Source organism: [Mycoplasma] falconis, from assembly GCF_006385795.1.
GTDB classification, from domain to species: Bacteria; Bacillota_I; Bacilli_A; order Mycoplasmatales; family Metamycoplasmataceae; genus Metamycoplasma; species Metamycoplasma falconis.
The window spans coordinates 13,732-32,769 of record NZ_VFSS01000004.1 but is presented as its reverse complement, the minus strand read 5'-3'; the positions used below and the strand labels follow the sequence as shown (position 1 = coordinate 32,769).

The following is a 19,038-nucleotide window of genomic DNA, read 5'->3' as shown; positions in this document are numbered from 1 at the left end:
TAGGAATTATTTATGGCTAGAGAATATGATTTAAATGATTACCGTAATATCGGTATTATGGCGCATATTGATGCTGGTAAAACTACTACAACTGAAAGAGTTTTATACCACACAGGAAAAATTCATAAAATTGGTGAAACCCACGAAGGTGCTTCACAAATGGACTGAATGGTTCAAGAACAAGAAAGAGGTATTACTATTACCTCAGCTGCTACTACAGCTTACTGAAAAGGTAAAAGATTAAACATTATCGATACCCCAGGTCACGTTGACTTTACTATTGAAGTAGAACGTTCATTACGTGTACTTGACGGTGCTGTTGCAGTTTTAGATGCTCAAAGTGGAGTTGAACCTCAAACCGAAACTGTTTGAAGACAAGCAACTAACTACAGAGTCCCAAGAATTGTTTATGTTAACAAAATGGATAAAATGGGAGCAAACTTTAAAGCTTCTGTTGAATCATTAGGAAAATTATTAGCAGCTAACGCTCATGCTATTCAATTAAATATTGGGGAAGAATCACAATTCAACGGAATTATTGACCTTGTTGAAATGAAAGCCTACCAATATGACGGTGGTGTTGAAGAAAATGCTACTGAAATTGAAATTCCTGCTCACTTAAAAGATGAAGCAGTTCTAATGAGAAATTCATTAGCTGAAGCTGTTGCTGATTTTGATGAAACCGTTATGGAAATGATGTTAGCTGAAGAAGAAATTCCAGCTGACGTGTTAAAAAGAGCAATTAGAAAAGCTACATTAACCGCTGACTTCTTCCCAGTAGTTTGTGGTACATCTTTCAAAAACAAAGGTGTTAAATTAATGTTGGATGCTGTTGTTGATTATTTACCATCACCATTAGACATCCCAGCTATGAAAGCTTACAAAGGTGAACAAGAAATTGCTATCCCTGCTTCAGATGATGAATTTTTCTCATCATTAGCATTTAAAGTTATGAACGACCCATTCGTTGGAAACTTAACTTTCTTTAGAGTTTATTCAGGTGTTATCACCAAAGGTTCATATGTATTTAACTCAACTAAGGGTGAAAAAGAAAGATTTAGCCGTATTTTATTAATGCACGCTAACTCAAGAACCGATATTGACGAAGTTAGAGCCGGAGATATTGCAGCTGCTGTTGGTTTAAAAACCACAACAACTGGTGATACTCTAATCGACGAAAAACACAAAGACATCGTTCTAGAAAACATGAATTTCCCTGAACCAGTTATTTCACAAGCTATTGAACCAAAAACTAAAGACGCTTCTGAAAAACTTTCATTAGCTCTTCAAAGATTAGCTGCCGAAGACCCTACATTTAGATACTACACCGATGAAGAAACCGGACAAACTATTATTGCTGGTATGGGTGAATTACACCTAGACATCATCGTAGACCGTCTAAAAAGAGAATTTAAAGTTGAAGTTACAGTTGGAGCACCACAAGTTTCATACCGTGAAACCATTACCAAATCAGCCGAAGTTGAAGGTATCCACAAGAAACAATCAGGTGGTAAAGGTCAATATGGTCACGTATGAATTAAATACGAACCTAACCCAGATGGTGGATTTGAATTCATCGACAAAATTGTTGGTGGAAAAATTCCTAAAGAATACATTAAATCAATAGAAAAAGGATTGAAAGAAAAAATGGCTATTGGTATTTTAGCTGGATATCCTATGATCGATGTTAAAGCAACTTTATTTGATGGTTCATACCATGAAGTCGATTCATCTGAATTAGCATATAAAATTGCTGCTTCTAAATCATTGACAAAAGGTCGTGAAGCATTAGGAACAGTTCTATTAGAACCTATTATGGACGTTGCGGTTGTTGTTCCTGAAGATTTCTTCGGAGACGTTATGGGAGATATTTCAAGACGTCGTGGACAAGTTAGAGACAACGAAACCAGAAATGATGGAGCACACGTTATTAAAGCATATATCCCATTATCAGAAATGTTTGGTTATGCTACTCAACTAAGATCTATGACCACAGGTCGTGGAACATATCAAATGTGATTCGATCACTATGAAAAATTACCACGTAATTTAGCTGATGAAATCATCAAAAAACGTGGTGGTAAAGTTTCAGTAGACGAAGATTAATATTAAATAGCAACTTTGGTTGCTATTTTTTATTATCTTATTTTTTATATATAATATTTAATTATGCAAAATGAAACAGTTAAACCAAAATCTCTTTTTCCTTTTAAAAGTAATGATAAAAAACGCTTAGCGACCTTTTGAGTTGGCGTTACAATTTTAATTATTTTATTTTCTACGTTTGTTGCTTCTTGACCTTCAACTGCCAGTGATATGTATAATAACATTAACAACCTTAAACCTGAAACGATTAAAGATCTAATTAATAAAGGTGTTTTTCCTTCTATTTCAGGTGGTTTGCTTCAAGTTAGATTTACTTTTACTTATATTACAAATATTTTAGCCGGAGTATCGCTTATTACTTATGCTGCAATGCCAAAACATTTATGAACTAAAAGAATGTTATTTTTATCTAATGTTTATATTTCAATAACTTTTATTGTTTTTTGAAGTGTTATTATTCCTTTTGTTTTTACTACTCCTCATTTTTGAAGTTTTTTAAAAGCTAATGCCGCTTGAATAGCTTTAACAATACCGGTTCATTTTTTAAATCCCTTAATTGCGATTATTATGTTTATAATTAACCGTAAAAATTTAGTTGTTTCTCATAGAACAATGTTATATTCATTTTTAATGATGATATCTTATTGATTATTTGCTTTATTACTATTTGTTTCTGGTATTAGAGTAGCTGAATTATTTTTAAATCAAGCTACACCAGAACAACAAAGTAATATTACTGGTATTGATAGTATTTATTTACAAACCCAAGTTATTATTTATCCCTTTTTAAATTTTTCTCATCCAATGGGATATGCCGGCGATAATGTTGCAATTAAAACTATCATTAATATTTTAATTCCAATCTCAGGTAGTTTATTATGTATTGGTTTAGCTTATTTTTGAAAAGGTGTTTGCCATATTAAAATTTATAATAAAAAAGATTTATTAAAACCTGAATTTAAATCTAATAATAAACCTTTATTTGATAAATAAAAATCAGAGCAGAATTAATATAAATTCTAACTCTGATTTTTATGCTAACTTAGCGTTTATATTACCTTTTTCTTTTTCCACTGAGGTAATAATAATTAAATATTTTTTTCCAACTTTTAAGGTTTTAGTCATACCTTTGGCTTCAAAGTTTGATACTTTTTGCATATTATCTTCAATATCATCGTATCTAATTAATACGCTTGTTTGAAATTCTTCGATGTTAAAAAATACTCCAAATTTTTCAACACTAACTAAAGTTGCATTAAAAGTTTTACCAATAAATTTTTCAAAAAATTCTGATTTTCTAACGTCAACAATATCTCTTTCAACAGTAACTGCCGTTTTTTCAGATTCTGAATTTTTAATAGCTATCTCTTCAATTTTATGTTTAATTTCTTCTTTATTATCTTCATCAATTTTTTGTTTTTCAAAAATATATTTTCTAATTAAACGGTGTAATAGTAAGTCTGGATATCTTCTAATTGGACTTGTAAAGTGAGAATAAGCTTTTGAAGCTAATCCAAAATGACCAATATTGTCAGAAGAATAAACAGCTTTTTGCATGGTTCTTAACATTGCCATTTTCATATAGTCATCAAAGCCATTATTTTTAATTTTAGCTATCATTTCGCCAAAAGATTTAGGTTGACCATCAAAAGGTACATTAATATTTTTATAACCGCTAAAATTGATTAAATCTTGTAAATTTAATAATTTTTCGTTTTCCGGTTTATCATGAATTCTATAAATAGAAGGTATTTCTTTTTGGGTCATCATTTCAGCAACAGTTTCATTGGCTCTGACCATGAAATCTTCTATTAGTTTTTCACTTTCTCCCTCTTCGCGAATTTTAATATCAATGACTTGATCACCATCCATTATAATTTTAGGTTCTTTGATTTCAAAATCAACATAACCTTCTTCTAGTTTTTTTTGTCTAATAATTTTAGATAAATCTCTAGACGCATCTAATATTTTAGAAACTTCTTGAGGAACATTATTTTTATTATTAAAGTAATCATTTACCTCATTATAAGTCAAACGGTAATTAGAATTAATTACACTAGCATATATATCACTAGAAACATTATTTCCATCTTTATCAATTTCTAATTCTAAAGTTAAACAAGCTCTATCTACATTGGGATTTAAAGAACAAATACCGTTAGATAATTCAAAAGGAAGCATTGGTATAACTTTATCTGGTAAATATATGCTTGTTCCTCTTTTTAAAGCCTCTTTGTCAATTTCAGAATCCTCTTTAACATAATAAGAAACGTCTGCAATATGAATAAATAATTTTCAATTGCCGTTTTCTAATTGATAACAAGAAATAGCGTCGTCAAAATCCTTAGTGTCTAAACCGTCAATAGTAACCGTCATTAAATCTCGTAGATCTTTTCTTTCTTTTATTTCTCTTGGTGTTACTTCTTGACTAATATTTTTTACTTCTTTTAAAACTTCTTGATTAAAAGAAGTGTTTACTTCATTGGTTGCTATTATCTTTTTAATAACAAATTCTTTATCTTCGACATTGCCGATAATTTTTTTAAAACCAATAGCAATGTTTTTATTATTTGGTTTTAAAATTACACAGCTTATAACATCTTTTTCGGTTAGTTTTTCTAAGGATTTTGCATCAGCTATAAATTCAAAATTACCTTTGTCTTTTTCGTCCATTGGCGTAAAATAAACTTTATTATTAGCCTTTTTAATGGTGCCAACAATGATGTTTCTACTGTGTTGTAAAACTTTTTTAATATTAGCTTTATATAAAATTTCTTTTTTATCGTTATAGTAATAAAAAATATCTGCTAATACCAAATCATTACTTAAACAATTTTTAATTTGAAACGGAGCTACAAAAGCACTTTTTGGTTCGCCTTGATCTTCAAAGTCAATAAAACCCAGTCTTTTGTTAGTTATTGCAATATTCGTTTCTATTTCTTTAACAAAATAAATCGCAATATATTTGTTATCACGATTTATTTCTATCTTATTATCTTTAATTAATTCATTTAATAAAACGGTTAATTCTTTGTTAAAAATAGAAGGAACTTTTAGTTTTTTAGCTAAGTCTAAAAAAGCAACAGGTTCATTGTTTTGAATAAATTCTAATAGTTGTTGTTGATTTACTTTAAATTTAGGTGTTTTAAATTTATTTTTTAAATTACTATCCATTTTGAATTACAACCCTTAAAACAATGGCAAATATAAATAATAAGGCACCTAAAGTAATCATTGATCATTTTAAAACTTTTTTAATGCCTCTTTCTTTTGAAACCTTAAATAAGTCTAGGTCATTACTTCCAACCAAAGCACCACTAAAACTATTAGAATCTGGTGCCATCATAAATGAAATTCCAATTATAGCTAATGAAATTATCATTAAAACAACTATTAAAACTATTGCTCCAACGCTCATAGTTCCTCCTTATTTTTATTTTTTTAACTCTAAACCGTATTCATCTAATTGTTCTTTTGTAACGTCAGAAGGAGCTTTGGTTAATAAATCAACTCCTTTTGCATTTTTAGGAAATGCGATAACATCCCTAATTGATAATGAGTTAGTTAAAATCATTAAAATTCTTTCAATACCAAATGCAACACCATTGTGTGGTGGTAAACCATATTCAAATGATTTTAAAAAGAAACCAAATCTTTCTTGTTGTTGTTTTTCAGATATTTTAAGAATATCAAACATCATTTTTTGAGTTTTTAGATCGTGAATTCTAATTGATCCTGAACCCAATTCAAAACCATTTAAAACTAAGTCGTATGATTTTGCTCTTACTTTATCTAGTTCATTGTTTTCTAAATATTGTAAAGTACTTTCATCAAATTGTGTAAAAGCGTGATGAGCAGGAGCATATGTTTGAGTTTCTCTATCGTATTCAAACATTGGTCAATTTACAATTCATAAAAAGTTTAATTTGTTTGGATCGGCTAAATTATAAAGTTCATTTAATAAGGTTCTAATTGCTCCTAATGATTTTAAAGCATCTTCTTCATAATCGCTAGCTGATACTATTGCTCATGCTTTTTTAATTCCTTGTTTATTAGCTAATTCAGCCAAGGTTTTTCTTATCTTACCTTCTGGACTTTCTAATGCTAAAATATCTAATTTTTGACCATTGTTTTTCTTAAAGGTTTCTTCTACTATCTTGATATTTTCATTTATATCACGATCAAAAATAATGGCTTTAACTGATTTTAAATTATATTCATCAGCCAATTCTTTACTTAAATCATTAATTAAATATTCATACCTTGTATCGGGTTTATCGTTTCCGTATTTTGCCATTGAATCAAAATAATTCATTCTAGCAAAAGGAGTTTGAATTTTAAAGCCTAATTGTTCTAGAACTTCCTTTCAAAGATTTTCACATAAAGCAAAAATTTCTTCTTGAGAACCAAAAGACATTTCAATATCTAATTGAGTAAATTCTGGTTGTCTATCTTTTCTTAAATCTTCATCCCTAAATACTCTTGCTACTTGGAAGTATTTTTCGAAACCTGCCGCCATTAAAAGTTGCTTAAATAATTGTGGAGATTGAGGAAGTGCAAAAAAACGACCTTTTCTTCTAGTTGGAACTAAATAATCACGAGCTCCTTCTGGGGTTGATTTACCTAAAATTGGTGTTTCAACTTCTATATAGCCGTGTTTGTCAAAAAATTGTCTTACTAATAAAAGCAATTTATGTCTTAATTTAAGGTTTTCTAGCATTTTAGGTTGTCTTAAATCTAAAAAACGATATTCTAATCTTAAATCTTCATTAGCATTGTTTTCGGCTTTGGTATTTATATCGAAAGGTAATTGTTTTGAAGAGTTTAATATTTCATAATTATCAACTAAAAGTTCTATTTCCCCAGTTTTCATTTCTGGGTTAGCTTCTAATCTTTTTTGAATAATACCTTCGACTTTAATGCAGCTTTCTTTTGTTAATAAAGGATCACTTACATTTTCTAAAATAATTTGAATAAGACCACTTGAATCTCTTAAATCAATAAAAGTTTGTTTTTTAAATTTTCTTTTATTGGCAATTCAACCATATAGAGCGACTTTTTCGCCTACATTTTCAATATTTAAATTTCCACAGTAATACTTTTTCATAATTATTCCTTTATAGCTTTTTTAAAATCTTCAATGTCGTTATATTCAAATATAAATTCTTTTTCTGATGTTTTAACTTTTAATTCTTTTTCTTTTGTATTTAATTCTTTAAAAATTAAATATTTAGGTTTAAATTTAAATTGATTTTTAAATAAATTTTTAATTGAAATTTGCTTGTTAATTAATTTAACATTAAATTCTTTTCTAATTTCATAAGCAACTTTTAAAATAAAATCCTTATCTTCTTCGTTTTGTCATCCAATTAAAATTGAATTATCTTCCAACAACTCTTCATAATTATCGATGTTAAAAGTAATAATTTCGGATAACCGGTCCACACCGAAAGCAAATCCGATTGATCCGATATCAGGACCGCCAAATTCCTTAATCATACCGTCATATCTTCCACCGGCTAAAATGGTTGATTGAGAACCTAATGCTTCTGAATTTGATACAAATTCAAACACAATATCGTTGTAATAATCTAACCCTCTTACTAAATATGGGTTTATTTGATAATTGATATTAAATTTTTCTAAAAGATTTAAAAGGTCTTGGAAATCTTGTTTTTCTTCACTTGATAAAAAATCTAATAATTTAGGAGCATTTTTAACAAACTCTTTTTGAATTTCTTCTTTATCATCCAAAATTCTTAAAACATTTTTTTCTAATCTTATTTTTGAAATTTCGTTTAATTGATCTTTATAGTTTTCAAAATATTTTTTTAGTTCACTAATGTATTTGTTTCTAGTTTCAAAAGAACCCAAATTATTAATTTGTAAAATATAATCTTTAACTTTAATTGCTTCTAAAAAATCAACAGCTAATTTAATAATTTCCAAATTAGTATATGAGCTTTTATTTTCTATTAATTCTATTCCACCTTGAAGAAATTGTCTATAACGTCCTTTTTGTGGTCTTTCATAACGGAACATAGGCCCAAAATAAGAAAACCTACCTCATTCCATATTGTTAATTCTGTTTTCGCAAAAAGCTCTAATAGCAGATGCTGTTCCCTCTGGTCTTAATGCGATTTTTCTACCGCCCAAATCTTCAAAGGCATACATTTCTTTGCTTACAATATCACTCGTTTCACCGACTGACCTGATAAATAAATTAATATCTTCAATAATCGGTGTTTGAATTTCTTCGCAATTATATTTTTTTGAAACATTAAAAAACATCTCTTTAATATAATTAACTACTTTTAATTCAAGACCATATATATCTTTTGTGCCCTTTAAACGGTTAAACATATAACCTCCTATATAGAAAAATCGTTAATACCAATAAATGTTTGTTCTTCAATTTTTTCTGTTTTTCAGTATTTGTTTTTAATTCTTTTTTCTTTTATTTGATATTTTCTATTTAAAAGTTTCATTCAAATATAAGTTATTAAGAATTGGTTTATAAACGCTGTTGAAATTAAACCAAAACTAAATCCTAAAACAAAAGTAGAATTTAAATCTGTAATTAAATTTAAGTTTGCAATTATAAATACAATAGCAAATAAAAATGTAAATAAATTACGTACAAAAATTTGATTTGCAAATAATTTAAACATTTTGCTTAAATCTTCTTTACTGTAAATAAAGTTTTTAGTTGTTAAATCGTGGCTAAATTCTCCTTTTAATTGAGATGATAACATATAGTCATCAACCACGTTAAACATTGTAATTAAAATAAATACTCCAAAAATAGAATAATTAAATTGAGTGTAAGTAATAAACATTCAAGCAAAAATTGAAATAAATACTAATACATTTTTAATAACTAAAATAATCGCATTTACCAATGAATATCTAATTGTCATATAAATGAAATTAAATATTAATGAAAGTACTATTAATAAAATTACAAATCCTGTATCTTTGACTATTGATTCTGAAGATAATTGATAAGAAACAAATGAAATTTTATCTTGAGTATTTAATATTGATTGAATATCTGATAATAAAGAATTATTAAATATATCGGTTAAATCGTTTTTGCTTATCACGTTAATTAAATAAGTTTGCTCTTGAATATTGTTTAAAATTGGTTCGACACTTAAAGCCACATTCTTTTCTTTAATAAGTTGTGAAATTTTTAAAGCTTGATCTAAATTAATTTTTAAATTGTTGTTTTGAGATCCGATTACTAGCTCGTAATTTTGACTTGCTTGTGAACTTAAATATAAACCATTGACAGATGAACTAAAAGCACCGCTATAAATGCCGATAAAAATTAAAGACATTATTATGAATAAAGCAAAACCAATAAAGTAATATTTAGCTTTTTTAATTAAATCGAATTTTTCATTTAAAACATTTAATTTGGAACTATTTCAAACTAATAGTTTTAATTTATCATCAAAGCTTTCTGTTTTTACAATACTTCTAAATAGTAAAAGCGGAATTATATTTGCAAATATCAACATTGCAAAGATGGAAATAAACATAATTATCCCTATTGTATTGATATATGCAACATTTATAAAAATTGCTATTAATGAAACAATTGTTAAACCTACTAATGCATCTAAATTAGAAATAAGACCATTTTTGTTAGATTTTTTAATCGCTTTATTTGCGTTTCCGCCTTGTAAGGTTTCGCGTTTAAATATTTCTAAATGGTTGTTTAAAATTAAAAAACCTATAAAGAAAGATATTAATAATGTAAATGCTACTATTGGATTAATTGTTATTCCGAATGCAGATATTATGCTTAAAACAACAAACATAAATAAACTAATTAAAATTGTTGCTATTAAACCAAATACTCTAAATCTGACTATCAAGAATACTGCAAATAATGCAAAAATAATTGAAATTGCTACTAGATATAAATTACCAGCTTTTTTAGATTTTTCAAAATATGAATATTCTTCTTTTAAAGAAAATGGGGCATAAGCAAAATTAATTGCATTAGCTAATTCTTTGTCTGTTAAGCCTTGTTTGTTATTGTTTAATAAAGTAAATGAAGAACTTAACTTATCTTTTGATAGTAATCCTCATGGTACTATCGAACTAATTAAATATTTACGAGCGTTAATTTGATGGTATTTTAAAACAGGATTGTCAACTCTTTCTAAATTTTTTTGACCGTTTGAATCGGTTTTATAAATCGCCTTAGGAGCTGATTGATTATTGATATAGGCAAAGTTTACTGGGTTTTCTCCTGAAGCTTTTCATTCTTCTGGGTAATTTGTTTTAGCTTCTTGAATAAATTCTTCTAAATTAATTCAAAAATAAACTTTATTAGCAGGATTGTCTTTTGGATCATATTCTTGATTTTGTTGTTGTAATGAATATGAATACATTAAATAGTATTCGTTAGTCATTTTGACAAATTGATCTCAACCTTTTTGGTCTAATTTTATTTCAACACGATTTGTTAAACCGTTTTTGTTACTTAAACTTGCTGGGTTTGCCTGCAAACTCATATTAAAGTTTTCTGAGCCTTCATTAATAAAATCTTTCAAAGTAAATTTTTTATTACTTTCAGGCATGTCAGCTGCATAATATTTCGGAATGTAAATACCTTTGTAAAATAAAGGATTTCCATCTTTATCAGTAACTGTTAAATAAGTTTTTTTTTCTAGTGAATTTATCAATCTATCCTTATCTAAATCAGTTTTATCTTTAATACTTGAAATGTCAAGAGTTTCCTTGCTATTAACATTTATGGTGTAATTAGAAGACAAAATTTCACTTTCGTTTTCCAAATAAGCTTTTGTATAACTCAAAACATCCTTGTTATTAAAATTTTTATATTTATCGTCATCATTAATATTAATTTTTAAAGCGATATTGCTTTTTAAAATATCGGTGTTTTGTTGTTTGAGTTTAGGTGATAAATAAAAAAGACCGCCAAAGATTACGGTTAATATCATTGCTATTATTACAAATATATTAATTATTCACCTAAATTTATTGCTAATAAACTTTGCCTTTTTCATAATTTTTAAATTATACAAAATAAATATTATAAATATTTAAATAATATCTAGATCACTTAGGTATTTACTTCCCTCTTTTGTAATTCTTCTGCCTCTTGGTCCTTTTTCAATTAAATTATTTACTATTAAAAGAGGTTCAATTTCGTTTAAAATCGTGTATTTATCATCACGTGTAATTGAACTTATAGTTTCTAGAGAAGCAAATTTTTCTTTAAAAATATTTTTTAATGTTTTTAAATATTCTATTTGTGGTTGATACAATCCAAACATATGCACGTCTAAATATTTAAAGGAATTTTTTACAATTTGCACTGTAATTTTATCTTGTTTGTTAAAGATAGAAAAATCGTTAACTCTTTTTAAAAGATTGTTAGCAATTCTTGGTGTTTGTCGTGAATGAATAGCAATATAATTTGCCGCTTCTTCCGTGATACTTATATTATTTCTTTTTGCTGAATTTAAAATTATATTTTTAATTTCTTCGCTATTATAGGGCAACAATTTTCCTATATAGCCAAACCGATCTTTAAGTGGTTTAGAAACTAAATTTAATTTTGTTGTAGCACCAATTAAAGAAAAGTTTTTTAAATTAAGACGCATTATTTTTTTATTGCCTTCTACACCTAAGGCAATGTCAATAACCCGATCTTCTAAAGCTGAATAAAATAATTCTTCAACGTTTTTATTAATACTATGAATTTCGTCAATAAAAATAATGTCATTATCTTTAATTGAAGAAAAAATAGTTAAAATATCACTTTTCTTTTCAATCATTGGTCCTTGTACATAAACAATGCTACCATTTAGTTCGTTTGCAATAATTTTAGCAAGACTAGTTTTACCTAATCCTGGCGGTCCGTAAAATAATAAATGATCTATTGGTCTAGTTTGCTCTTTTGCTGAAGCGATAATTATTTTTAATGTTTTAATTAATTTTTCTTGACCAATAAAATCATCAAAAGTATTAACCCTGAACTCTTGGTTCATTTTGTTGTTTTAAGCTAATAACTTTGATAGCATTTTCAACGCATTGTTCGATATTATCTGATAATGTAATATTTTCCAAAGCGTATTTAATTTGATTATATTTAAAACCTAACATTTTCATAGTTTCTTCAAACTGACTTTTATTTTTAGATGTTTCAATTTTTTCTTTAAATTTTGTTTCATCATCTTCACTTAATTTATTTAAAAACTTTTTGTATTTCTCACTGTATGTAAAAACAATATTGTTAGCGATTTTATTAGATACAAATTGCAACTTGCTTAAATTTTTAACTTCGCTATTTGCTATTCAAGATAATACATTTTCTCAACCGTTATTTAAAATTGATAAAGCAATTTTAGGTCCAATGCCTGATAAAGCGATTAAATCTTCAAATAAAACTAATTCCTTAAAATTGTCAAACCCATAAGTAGTGTTTGTATATTCATTTGAAATATTACATATAAAAATTTTTCTTAATTCGTCTTTTTTAAAACGCGATATATTAGGAACGTAAATTAATTCTCCGATGCCGGCGTGATCTAAAATTAAATAGTTAGTGTTAATATGCATAATTTTGCCAAATAAGTAAACCTTCATTTTTCCTCCTAACCCTAGTTTAAGATTTAATAAAAATCTATTTTCTCTTTTAAGAAAAACTGAGGAAAACTTTTCGAAAAATTAAAAAATGCTAAAATAATTTGTATGAAAAATATTGAAGTAAATATTGAAATTAGTAAAGATTCAAAAATTAAATACGAATACGATCGTAAATCAGGAAAAATTAAAGTAGATAGAATTTTAAGAGGCGATTTTAAATATCCTGCTAACTATGGTTATATCTCAGAAGCTCTTGATTGAGATGGCGACGAATTAGACGTTTTGGTTTATTCAAGTGAAACATTTATGCCTGGCACAAGTTTAGAAGCTAGAGTTATTGGTGCAATGCAAATGATTGATTCGGGTGAAACCGATACCAAATTAATCGCCGTTCATGCCGATGATTATCGTTTAGATCATATTAAATCACTAGCTGATATTGACCAAATGTGATTAGTTTCTGTTCGTAATTTCTTTAGTACTTATAAAGAATTTAAAGGTAAAAACGTTACCGAAGTTAAAGGTTTTAAAGACATCGAATGAGCACAAAAAGAATACGAAGAATGTGTTGAATTAATGGAAAAATACGGCAAAATGGATAAAGATGAATTTGTTGCTAAAATGAAAGTTGAACACCCTGATAAATACGTTTAATTTTTCAAAAACAAGAAAAACTGCAATAATTGCAATTTTTTAAAAAATTTATTAGAAATTTAAAAATCTGTGAAAACACAGATTTTTATTTATTTTAAGAAAATTTTTCTTTTTAAAAAAATTAAAAAATGCAGTATTTTATTATACAAAGGAGGCAAATGAAAAGAATTTTAGCGGAAAATAAATTAGTTGAATTACACATGAACCTCGCTTGTTGAGTTGATGTAAGTAATTTACCTAATGAAATTCCTAATGAATTATTTAATAAAGAAAAATTAACAAAATTAAAAGCTTTATTTGATGCGGTTAAAAAGAAGTTATACGATACCTTTGTAAATTCTTTACCTGAAGAAATACAAAAAATGTATAAACATATTTTTATCGATAAAAATGGCAATAATACATGTTGAAAAGAATTTTATTGTTCTAAATCAACATATTATCGTAATTTAAAAAAGTTATTTTTATGTTTAACTTGATTATGAAAATAAAACTGATTGAAAAATTTATTTATATAAATAAGTTTATTTTAAAGTTTCTAATTAATTTCTTTTAGCAAAAAAGATGATGTGATTTAGGTGTCTAGATAAAACTAGACAAAAAGGGAGTAAAAAATGATAAAAAGGTTTAATGCTTTATTGAATTTAGCAATCATGTGAAGATTTAAACAGTTTATAGATTTAAAAACTTGCATATTCAATAGCTATTTAGCCTTAATTAAACAATGGAAAAAATAAATGATTGTAGATGCAAATATTGTTAATTCCAATCAAATTGTTTATCAAAAAAATTTAGATTTTGATTTTAATTGACATCCACTTTATTATCGAGATAGTTTACAAGGTGTTGGGGTAGGTGGTCATCTTGGTAAAAACAAAGAAGTCAATAATGATAAATTAAAAGATAAACCAATTGAAATTGAAATACATAGAAATCAAAATAATACTGCGACTTTAATATTTAAAATACATAATAGTTTACTAAATACTAATTTTCAAAATATTTTTATTAACGGTTATAAAGCAAAATTTAATATTGATAAAAATGTTAATTCAAATAATTATCAAATTATTAAGATAAATAAATTTTTAAATAAAAACCTTGAAAAAGATATTATTTTTAACGAAATTAAATCAATAAAAATAGAATCATATAATAAGTTTAGAAATACACATTTTTATCAGTTTGGTTTTAGGTTAGATTTAAATAATAAAATTTCTGAATCAGGTTCTTTAACTAAAGTTTTTGAAGGTCCGATTAAATTTGGTTATGTAGATAACTTGTATTTTAAAATATCTGGCAAAATACCGAATATTGATGAAATTAAAAACAAAGTTTTAATTAAAAGATTTATAAATAGCTTATTAACTTTTAACAAACCAGAATTAGGAAAACCTTGAAATAAAATAGCTACGAGTGAATATCGAATGTTTTATTCTTCGCCTTTTAAAACATCTAAAATTGAAGATTTAAAAGGTTTGAAACCGATTGTGGAATCTGTTGAAATAGATAATAATTTTAAAAATAAAAATTTAAATTTAGAATCAAGAAAAATTGCAACAGGAACTGATTTAATTAAATATGAATATTCACATAAAAATAAATATGTTTATGACACAAATTTAAGTGAATTTATATTAAGTGACAAATCAATTTTAGATACCGGTTATTATTTACCTTTAAACTATAAAGGCCAAGTTTCTGGAAATTTTTTAATAAAACTTAATAATGTTTTTAATAGTAAAAAAATTCCTTTCTCTTTTAATATTGAAAAACCATTTTTTAATATTAATAATGGTTTAATTAAATTGCAAATTAAAACTTTAAAATTAGAAGAAAAAATAAATTACGAACAATTTAATAACTGAACTAAATTTAATAAATAAATTTAAATAATCAATTAAAAATAAGTAAGTTTTTAAAAAATAAAGGTAGAAATCAATCGTTTCTACCTTTATTTTAGTTTGGGACCCACAGGAATTCTATCTCTTTTATGATCTGTTAATTTATGTGCTTTTTCAATTTTTGATTGTACTTCTTTTGAGACTGAATTTTTATCGATTAATCATTTTTCAAATTGGTCATATGAAAAACCTAATTCGTCTTCGTCATATTGCTCTTCTTCTAAATTAGCAGAAGGTTTTTTATCGATTATACTTTTCGGTATATTTAAAATGTTCGCCATTGCATAAACGTCTGATTTTTTAATGTTTGCAAATGGTAAAAGATCACATCCACCATCGCCATACTTAGTAAAATATCCTAAATAAAATTCATCGTAATTATCGGTTCCTAAAACTAAACAATTTTTATCTTGACTTAGTGCGTATATTGAGGTCATAAACAATCTTGATTTTGTGTTTATTTTAGCAATTCTTTTTTCTAATTTTAAATTATTAATAATAAGTTTATATTCGTTGGTTAAATCAATAATTTCTATCTTATTTTTTAAAACCTTTTGTAATTGATTTATATGATCTTCGGTATAAGTGTCTTGTTTAGTTTTAAAGTAATAAAAATGAGCTTTTTCTTGAAATTCTTCATCGCAAATTTTAGCTAAAGTAGCACTATCTATCCCGCCTGAAATACCTAAAGCAATTCCATTAGCTTTAGCAGAATTTACTTTTTGTCTTAATCAATTTCTAATTTTTTTAATTAAAATTTGGTAAATTTTTAATTCTTTATTAGTTAAGATAGTTTTCTTGAAATCGTTATTATTCATAAGCTTAATTTTATTAAATATTTAGAAAATATAGCCATTTTTTATTATCATTTTATTTATTATTATTTATTTTATTAATTAAATTTATATTTTAAAAAACGGAGGAATCATGATAAATGTTAATGATTTAAAACCAGGAGTTACATTCCAATTAGACGGACAAATTTATGTTGTTTTAGAAGCACAACATTCAAAACAAGGACGTGGACAAGCTAACGTTAAAGCTAAAGTTAAAGATTTAAGAACTGGATCAACCACTATTAAATCATTTACTGGTGGAGATAAAGTTGAAAAAGCAATGATCGACAAAGTTAATATGGACTACTTATACAATACTGGCGAAGCCGTAGTTTTAATGGACCAAGAAACTTTTGAACAAATTGAAATCCCAGTTTCACATCTAGAATGAGAAATGAATTTCCTAAAAGAAGGCCAAAAAGTAGTTGTAAGAAAATTCGAAAGCGAAGTTTTAGATTTAGAACTACCTTCAAACGTAGCTTTAGTAGTAACCGAATCACCAGACGCAGTTAAGGGAAATACTGCCCAAGCAGCTCAAAAGAAAGTTACTTTAGAAACTGGTTATATAGTAGAAACTCCATTATTTATTAAAGAAGGAGAAGTTATTTTAATTTCAACAGAAACAGGTAAATACGTAGGTCGTGCTTAATATGGAACCAATTTTTGTTAATACTAATACAGAAACTCCTTATTATGTTGAAATTGATGCTATTAAAAAATCTATTCAACAAATTTTTGAAGATAGTAGCGATTTAGTATCAACTAGTGAGATTAATATTAAACCTAATAAAACTAAATCAAATTTTAGATTTAGTTTATCTTATAAAGCTAAAAACTCAAATAGTTTTTTGTTTGAAACTAAAAAATTAATTTTTTTAATCGAACAAAAAGTTTATTCATTAATCGATAATAAACCAATCAACATTAACTTAATTTTTGAAGGTTTTGTAAATGAAAAGAAATAAAAATTTCGATCAATTAGCAATTGACAATTTAAAAATTAATACCTTAGCAGCAATAGAACAATCTAATTTAGGCGAACCTGCCAAAATTATGACAGCTGCTAAAATTTTTCACGAGCTTTTTTTCTATCATTATAACTTTGATGTTAAAAATCCCTTAAGTCCTAAAAGAGACAGAATCATTGTTTCATCAAACCTTTTAAATCCTTTATATCTAGCGACTTTAAGATTTATGGGTTTAATTTCGGATGAAGAATTTAGATCTTATGGTACTAAAAATGCAAAATTAGATGTTATTTTAAATAAGAACTTAAATTTAGGTATTGAAGTTTCCGGTTCTAGTAAAGGTCAAAATTTAGCTCAAGCGGTTGGCTTTGCTTTAGCTGAAAATTATTTAAGCAATAAATTTTCAGAATTAAAAAACTATACTTATTTAATTTGTAATCGTTCTGATTTATCAGAAGGTATCGCTAGCGAAGCATTGGCTTTCGCAGGGGAACAACAGCTTAAAAGATTGATTATTTTAGCAGATAGTGGTAGTTATTTTAGCGATTATCAATCCTTGTCAACTAGAAGATTAAAACCGGCTCAATATTTTGATTCTCTTAATTTAGGTTATATTTTTGTTAAAGACGGAAGACCTAAATCAATTTATAAAGCTATTAACAAGGCTAAAAGATTTAATAAACCTGTTGTAATTGAAATCGATTCAATTTTAGGTGAAAAAGTTTTAAATTTTGATCTTAAAAAAGATGGAAAGCTTCTAAACGAAGAAGATTTAGAAAGTTTAAAAGAAAGTTTATTATTTAAAAAAACTGACAATTTTGCAATATATAAAGAAGTTGCAGAAATTTATCAAAACAGATTTGCTAAACTAAGTGATCAATTTTCACATTGAACTCCATCAGACGAATTAATTAAATTTTTAAACAATAATTTGAAAGAAAATTTAAATGATTTAACAATTCAAAAAGATAGTAATTTAGGTGAAATAACCGAACAAATTTTGGATAATTTAGCCCAAAAATATGAAAATCTTTTTTTAGGTGCTAATAACCATCATGATTTTCAAAATATCAAATCATTAGATGGAGCTTATGCTTTAAATAATAAAGAAGGTCGAAGCGTTTTATTTGGTCCTAGAAATGAATGTTCGGCAAGTATTATTAGCGGTATTTCAGCTTATTTAAATAGCAAACCAGTTTTAATAAGTTCATTAGCTTATGCCGATAAATTAATTGATTCAATTGAATTAGCTATTAAAAATAAAGTAAATATTTTATATATCTTTAAAGATGATAATTTATTGAATTCAACTAATATTATTAACAATGTTGGACCTGCTACAATAGCTAAATTAAGAACTATTGACGGTCTTAAATTGTTTAGATCAGCCGATAAAAACGAACTTAAAGGGGCATTTGAATTTTATTTAAATAATAACAACGGACCGGTCGCTATTTGTTTTGATAAAAATTCAAATTTTGAATTAAATAATACTTCTAAAAATGAAATTAAATTTGGTGCTTATTATCTTAAAAAAGAAAACTTCGATTGAGTTTTAATTTCTTCTGGTCATGATTTAAAATTAGCTTTAGAAGTTGGTAAACTTTTAGGTTTGAGTGTTATTTCAGCTTCAAATAGAGACAATTTAAGAGAACTTAAATATACAAAAAATTATGCAATTTCCTTTGAAAGTGTTTCTTCTTTTAGCTGAAATAAGTATGCTAAATATTGCATTGGTTTAGATAATATAGACGAATTAAAATCAGGCAAAGACATTGCGGAAAAAACAGCATTAGATAAAAAGAATTTAATTAATAAAATTAGCAAAATAATTACTAAATCTAAACAAAATAAAACTAAATAATTTATAAAAATCTGCCCTATAATGAAGCAGATTTTTGTTTGCTTTTTTTAAGGTTAAAAAAGCAAATCATATAA

At 26.2% G+C, this 19,038-nt stretch carries 16 protein-coding genes; 8 read left to right on the top strand and 8 right to left on the bottom strand.

Annotated features, from left to right (window positions below; translation table 4 throughout):
• Positions 1 to 12 precede the first annotated feature (12 nt).
• Together fusA and FJO69_RS07070 are read left to right on the top strand one after the other, a co-directional pair.
• Complete coding sequence (gene fusA, locus FJO69_RS01655; RefSeq protein ID WP_140781271.1) at positions 13 to 2,106, top strand: elongation factor G; 2,094 nt, start codon at positions 13 to 15, stop codon at positions 2,104 to 2,106.
• A gap of 63 nt (positions 2,107 to 2,169) precedes the next feature.
• Positions 2,170 to 3,099, top strand: coding sequence for an MAGa3780 family membrane protein (locus FJO69_RS07070; protein WP_140781270.1), 930 nt, complete (start codon positions 2,170 to 2,172; stop codon positions 3,097 to 3,099).
• A 39-nt stretch (positions 3,100 to 3,138) separates the two neighbouring features.
• Here FJO69_RS07070 and rnr read toward each other — a convergent pair whose 3' ends face one another.
• Genes rnr through ruvA form a run of 7 tightly spaced genes read right to left on the bottom strand, consistent with a single transcriptional unit; the run spans position 3,139 to position 12,738 of the window.
• Positions 3,139 to 5,280, bottom strand: coding sequence for a ribonuclease R (gene rnr / locus FJO69_RS07065; RefSeq protein WP_140781269.1), 2,142 nt, complete (start codon positions 5,278 to 5,280; stop codon positions 3,139 to 3,141).
• Positions 5,273 to 5,524 (bottom strand): preprotein translocase subunit SecG, encoded by a 252-nt coding sequence (gene secG, locus FJO69_RS01640; RefSeq protein WP_140781268.1) that lies wholly within the window; start codon positions 5,522 to 5,524, stop codon positions 5,273 to 5,275. The genes rnr and secG overlap by 8 nt, the downstream gene beginning before the upstream one ends.
• 15 nt (positions 5,525 to 5,539) lie before the next feature.
• Complete coding sequence (aspS, locus tag FJO69_RS07060; protein ID WP_140781267.1) at positions 5,540 to 7,213, bottom strand: aspartate--tRNA ligase; 1,674 nt, start codon at positions 7,211 to 7,213, stop codon at positions 5,540 to 5,542.
• 2 nt (positions 7,214 to 7,215) lie between these two features.
• Positions 7,216 to 8,469, bottom strand: a complete 1,254-nt coding sequence (gene hisS / locus FJO69_RS01630) for a histidine--tRNA ligase (RefSeq protein WP_140781266.1) — start codon at positions 8,467 to 8,469, stop codon at positions 7,216 to 7,218.
• 8 nt (positions 8,470 to 8,477) lie between these two features.
• A complete protein-coding gene (gene secDF / locus FJO69_RS07055) occupies positions 8,478 to 11,153 on the bottom strand; it encodes a protein translocase subunit SecDF (RefSeq protein WP_368853735.1) in 2,676 nt (891 codons plus the stop codon).
• A gap of 36 nt (positions 11,154 to 11,189) precedes the next feature.
• Positions 11,190 to 12,140, bottom strand: a complete 951-nt coding sequence (gene ruvB / locus FJO69_RS01620; protein ID WP_140781264.1) for a Holliday junction branch migration DNA helicase RuvB — start codon at positions 12,138 to 12,140, stop codon at positions 11,190 to 11,192.
• Complete coding sequence (gene ruvA, locus FJO69_RS07050; protein WP_140781263.1) at positions 12,118 to 12,738, bottom strand: Holliday junction branch migration protein RuvA; 621 nt, start codon at positions 12,736 to 12,738, stop codon at positions 12,118 to 12,120. Before ruvA ends, ruvB begins: the two co-directional genes overlap by 23 nt.
• A 105-nt stretch (positions 12,739 to 12,843) precedes the next feature.
• Between ruvA and FJO69_RS07045 the strand changes: the two genes are divergently transcribed.
• The 3 genes from FJO69_RS07045 (at position 12,844) to FJO69_RS07035 (ending at position 15,278) form a co-directional block, all read left to right on the top strand.
• On the top strand, positions 12,844 to 13,392 hold the full coding sequence (locus tag FJO69_RS07045; RefSeq protein ID WP_140781262.1) for an inorganic diphosphatase: 549 nt from the start codon (positions 12,844 to 12,846) through the stop codon (positions 13,390 to 13,392).
• A 158-nt stretch (positions 13,393 to 13,550) separates the two neighbouring features.
• Positions 13,551 to 13,883, top strand: a complete 333-nt coding sequence (locus FJO69_RS07040) for a hypothetical protein (RefSeq protein WP_140781261.1) — start codon at positions 13,551 to 13,553, stop codon at positions 13,881 to 13,883.
• Between the two features lie 246 nt (positions 13,884 to 14,129).
• The gene (locus FJO69_RS07035; protein ID WP_140781260.1) at positions 14,130 to 15,278 is read left to right on the top strand and encodes an MHO_1580 family protein; all 1,149 of its coding nucleotides are present in this window, start codon (positions 14,130 to 14,132) and stop codon (positions 15,276 to 15,278) included.
• Positions 15,279 to 15,346: 68 nt separating this feature from the next.
• Here FJO69_RS07035 and nadE read toward each other — a convergent pair whose 3' ends face one another.
• Positions 15,347 to 16,114: an NAD(+) synthase gene (gene nadE / locus FJO69_RS01595; protein ID WP_140781259.1), complete on the bottom strand. Its 768-nt coding sequence runs from the start codon at positions 16,112 to 16,114 to the stop codon at positions 15,347 to 15,349.
• A gap of 109 nt (positions 16,115 to 16,223) precedes the next feature.
• Between nadE and efp the strand changes: the two genes are divergently transcribed.
• From efp to FJO69_RS07025, 3 genes are read left to right on the top strand one after another with little or no spacing between them, the layout of a single operon-like run.
• Positions 16,224 to 16,781 carry an elongation factor P gene (gene efp / locus FJO69_RS07030; protein WP_140781258.1) on the top strand — a complete coding sequence of 186 codons (558 nt, stop codon included), beginning with the start codon at positions 16,224 to 16,226 and terminating at the stop codon, positions 16,779 to 16,781.
• Between the two features lies 1 nt (position 16,782).
• Entirely contained in the window at positions 16,783 to 17,097 is a 315-nt protein-coding gene (locus FJO69_RS01585; RefSeq protein WP_140781257.1) for an MMB_0454 family protein, read from the top strand.
• Positions 17,084 to 18,964 (top strand): thiamine pyrophosphate-binding protein, encoded by a 1,881-nt coding sequence (locus tag FJO69_RS07025; protein ID WP_140781256.1) that lies wholly within the window; start codon positions 17,084 to 17,086, stop codon positions 18,962 to 18,964. The genes FJO69_RS01585 and FJO69_RS07025 overlap by 14 nt, the downstream gene beginning before the upstream one ends.
• The last annotated feature ends 74 nt before the right edge of the window (positions 18,965 to 19,038 follow it).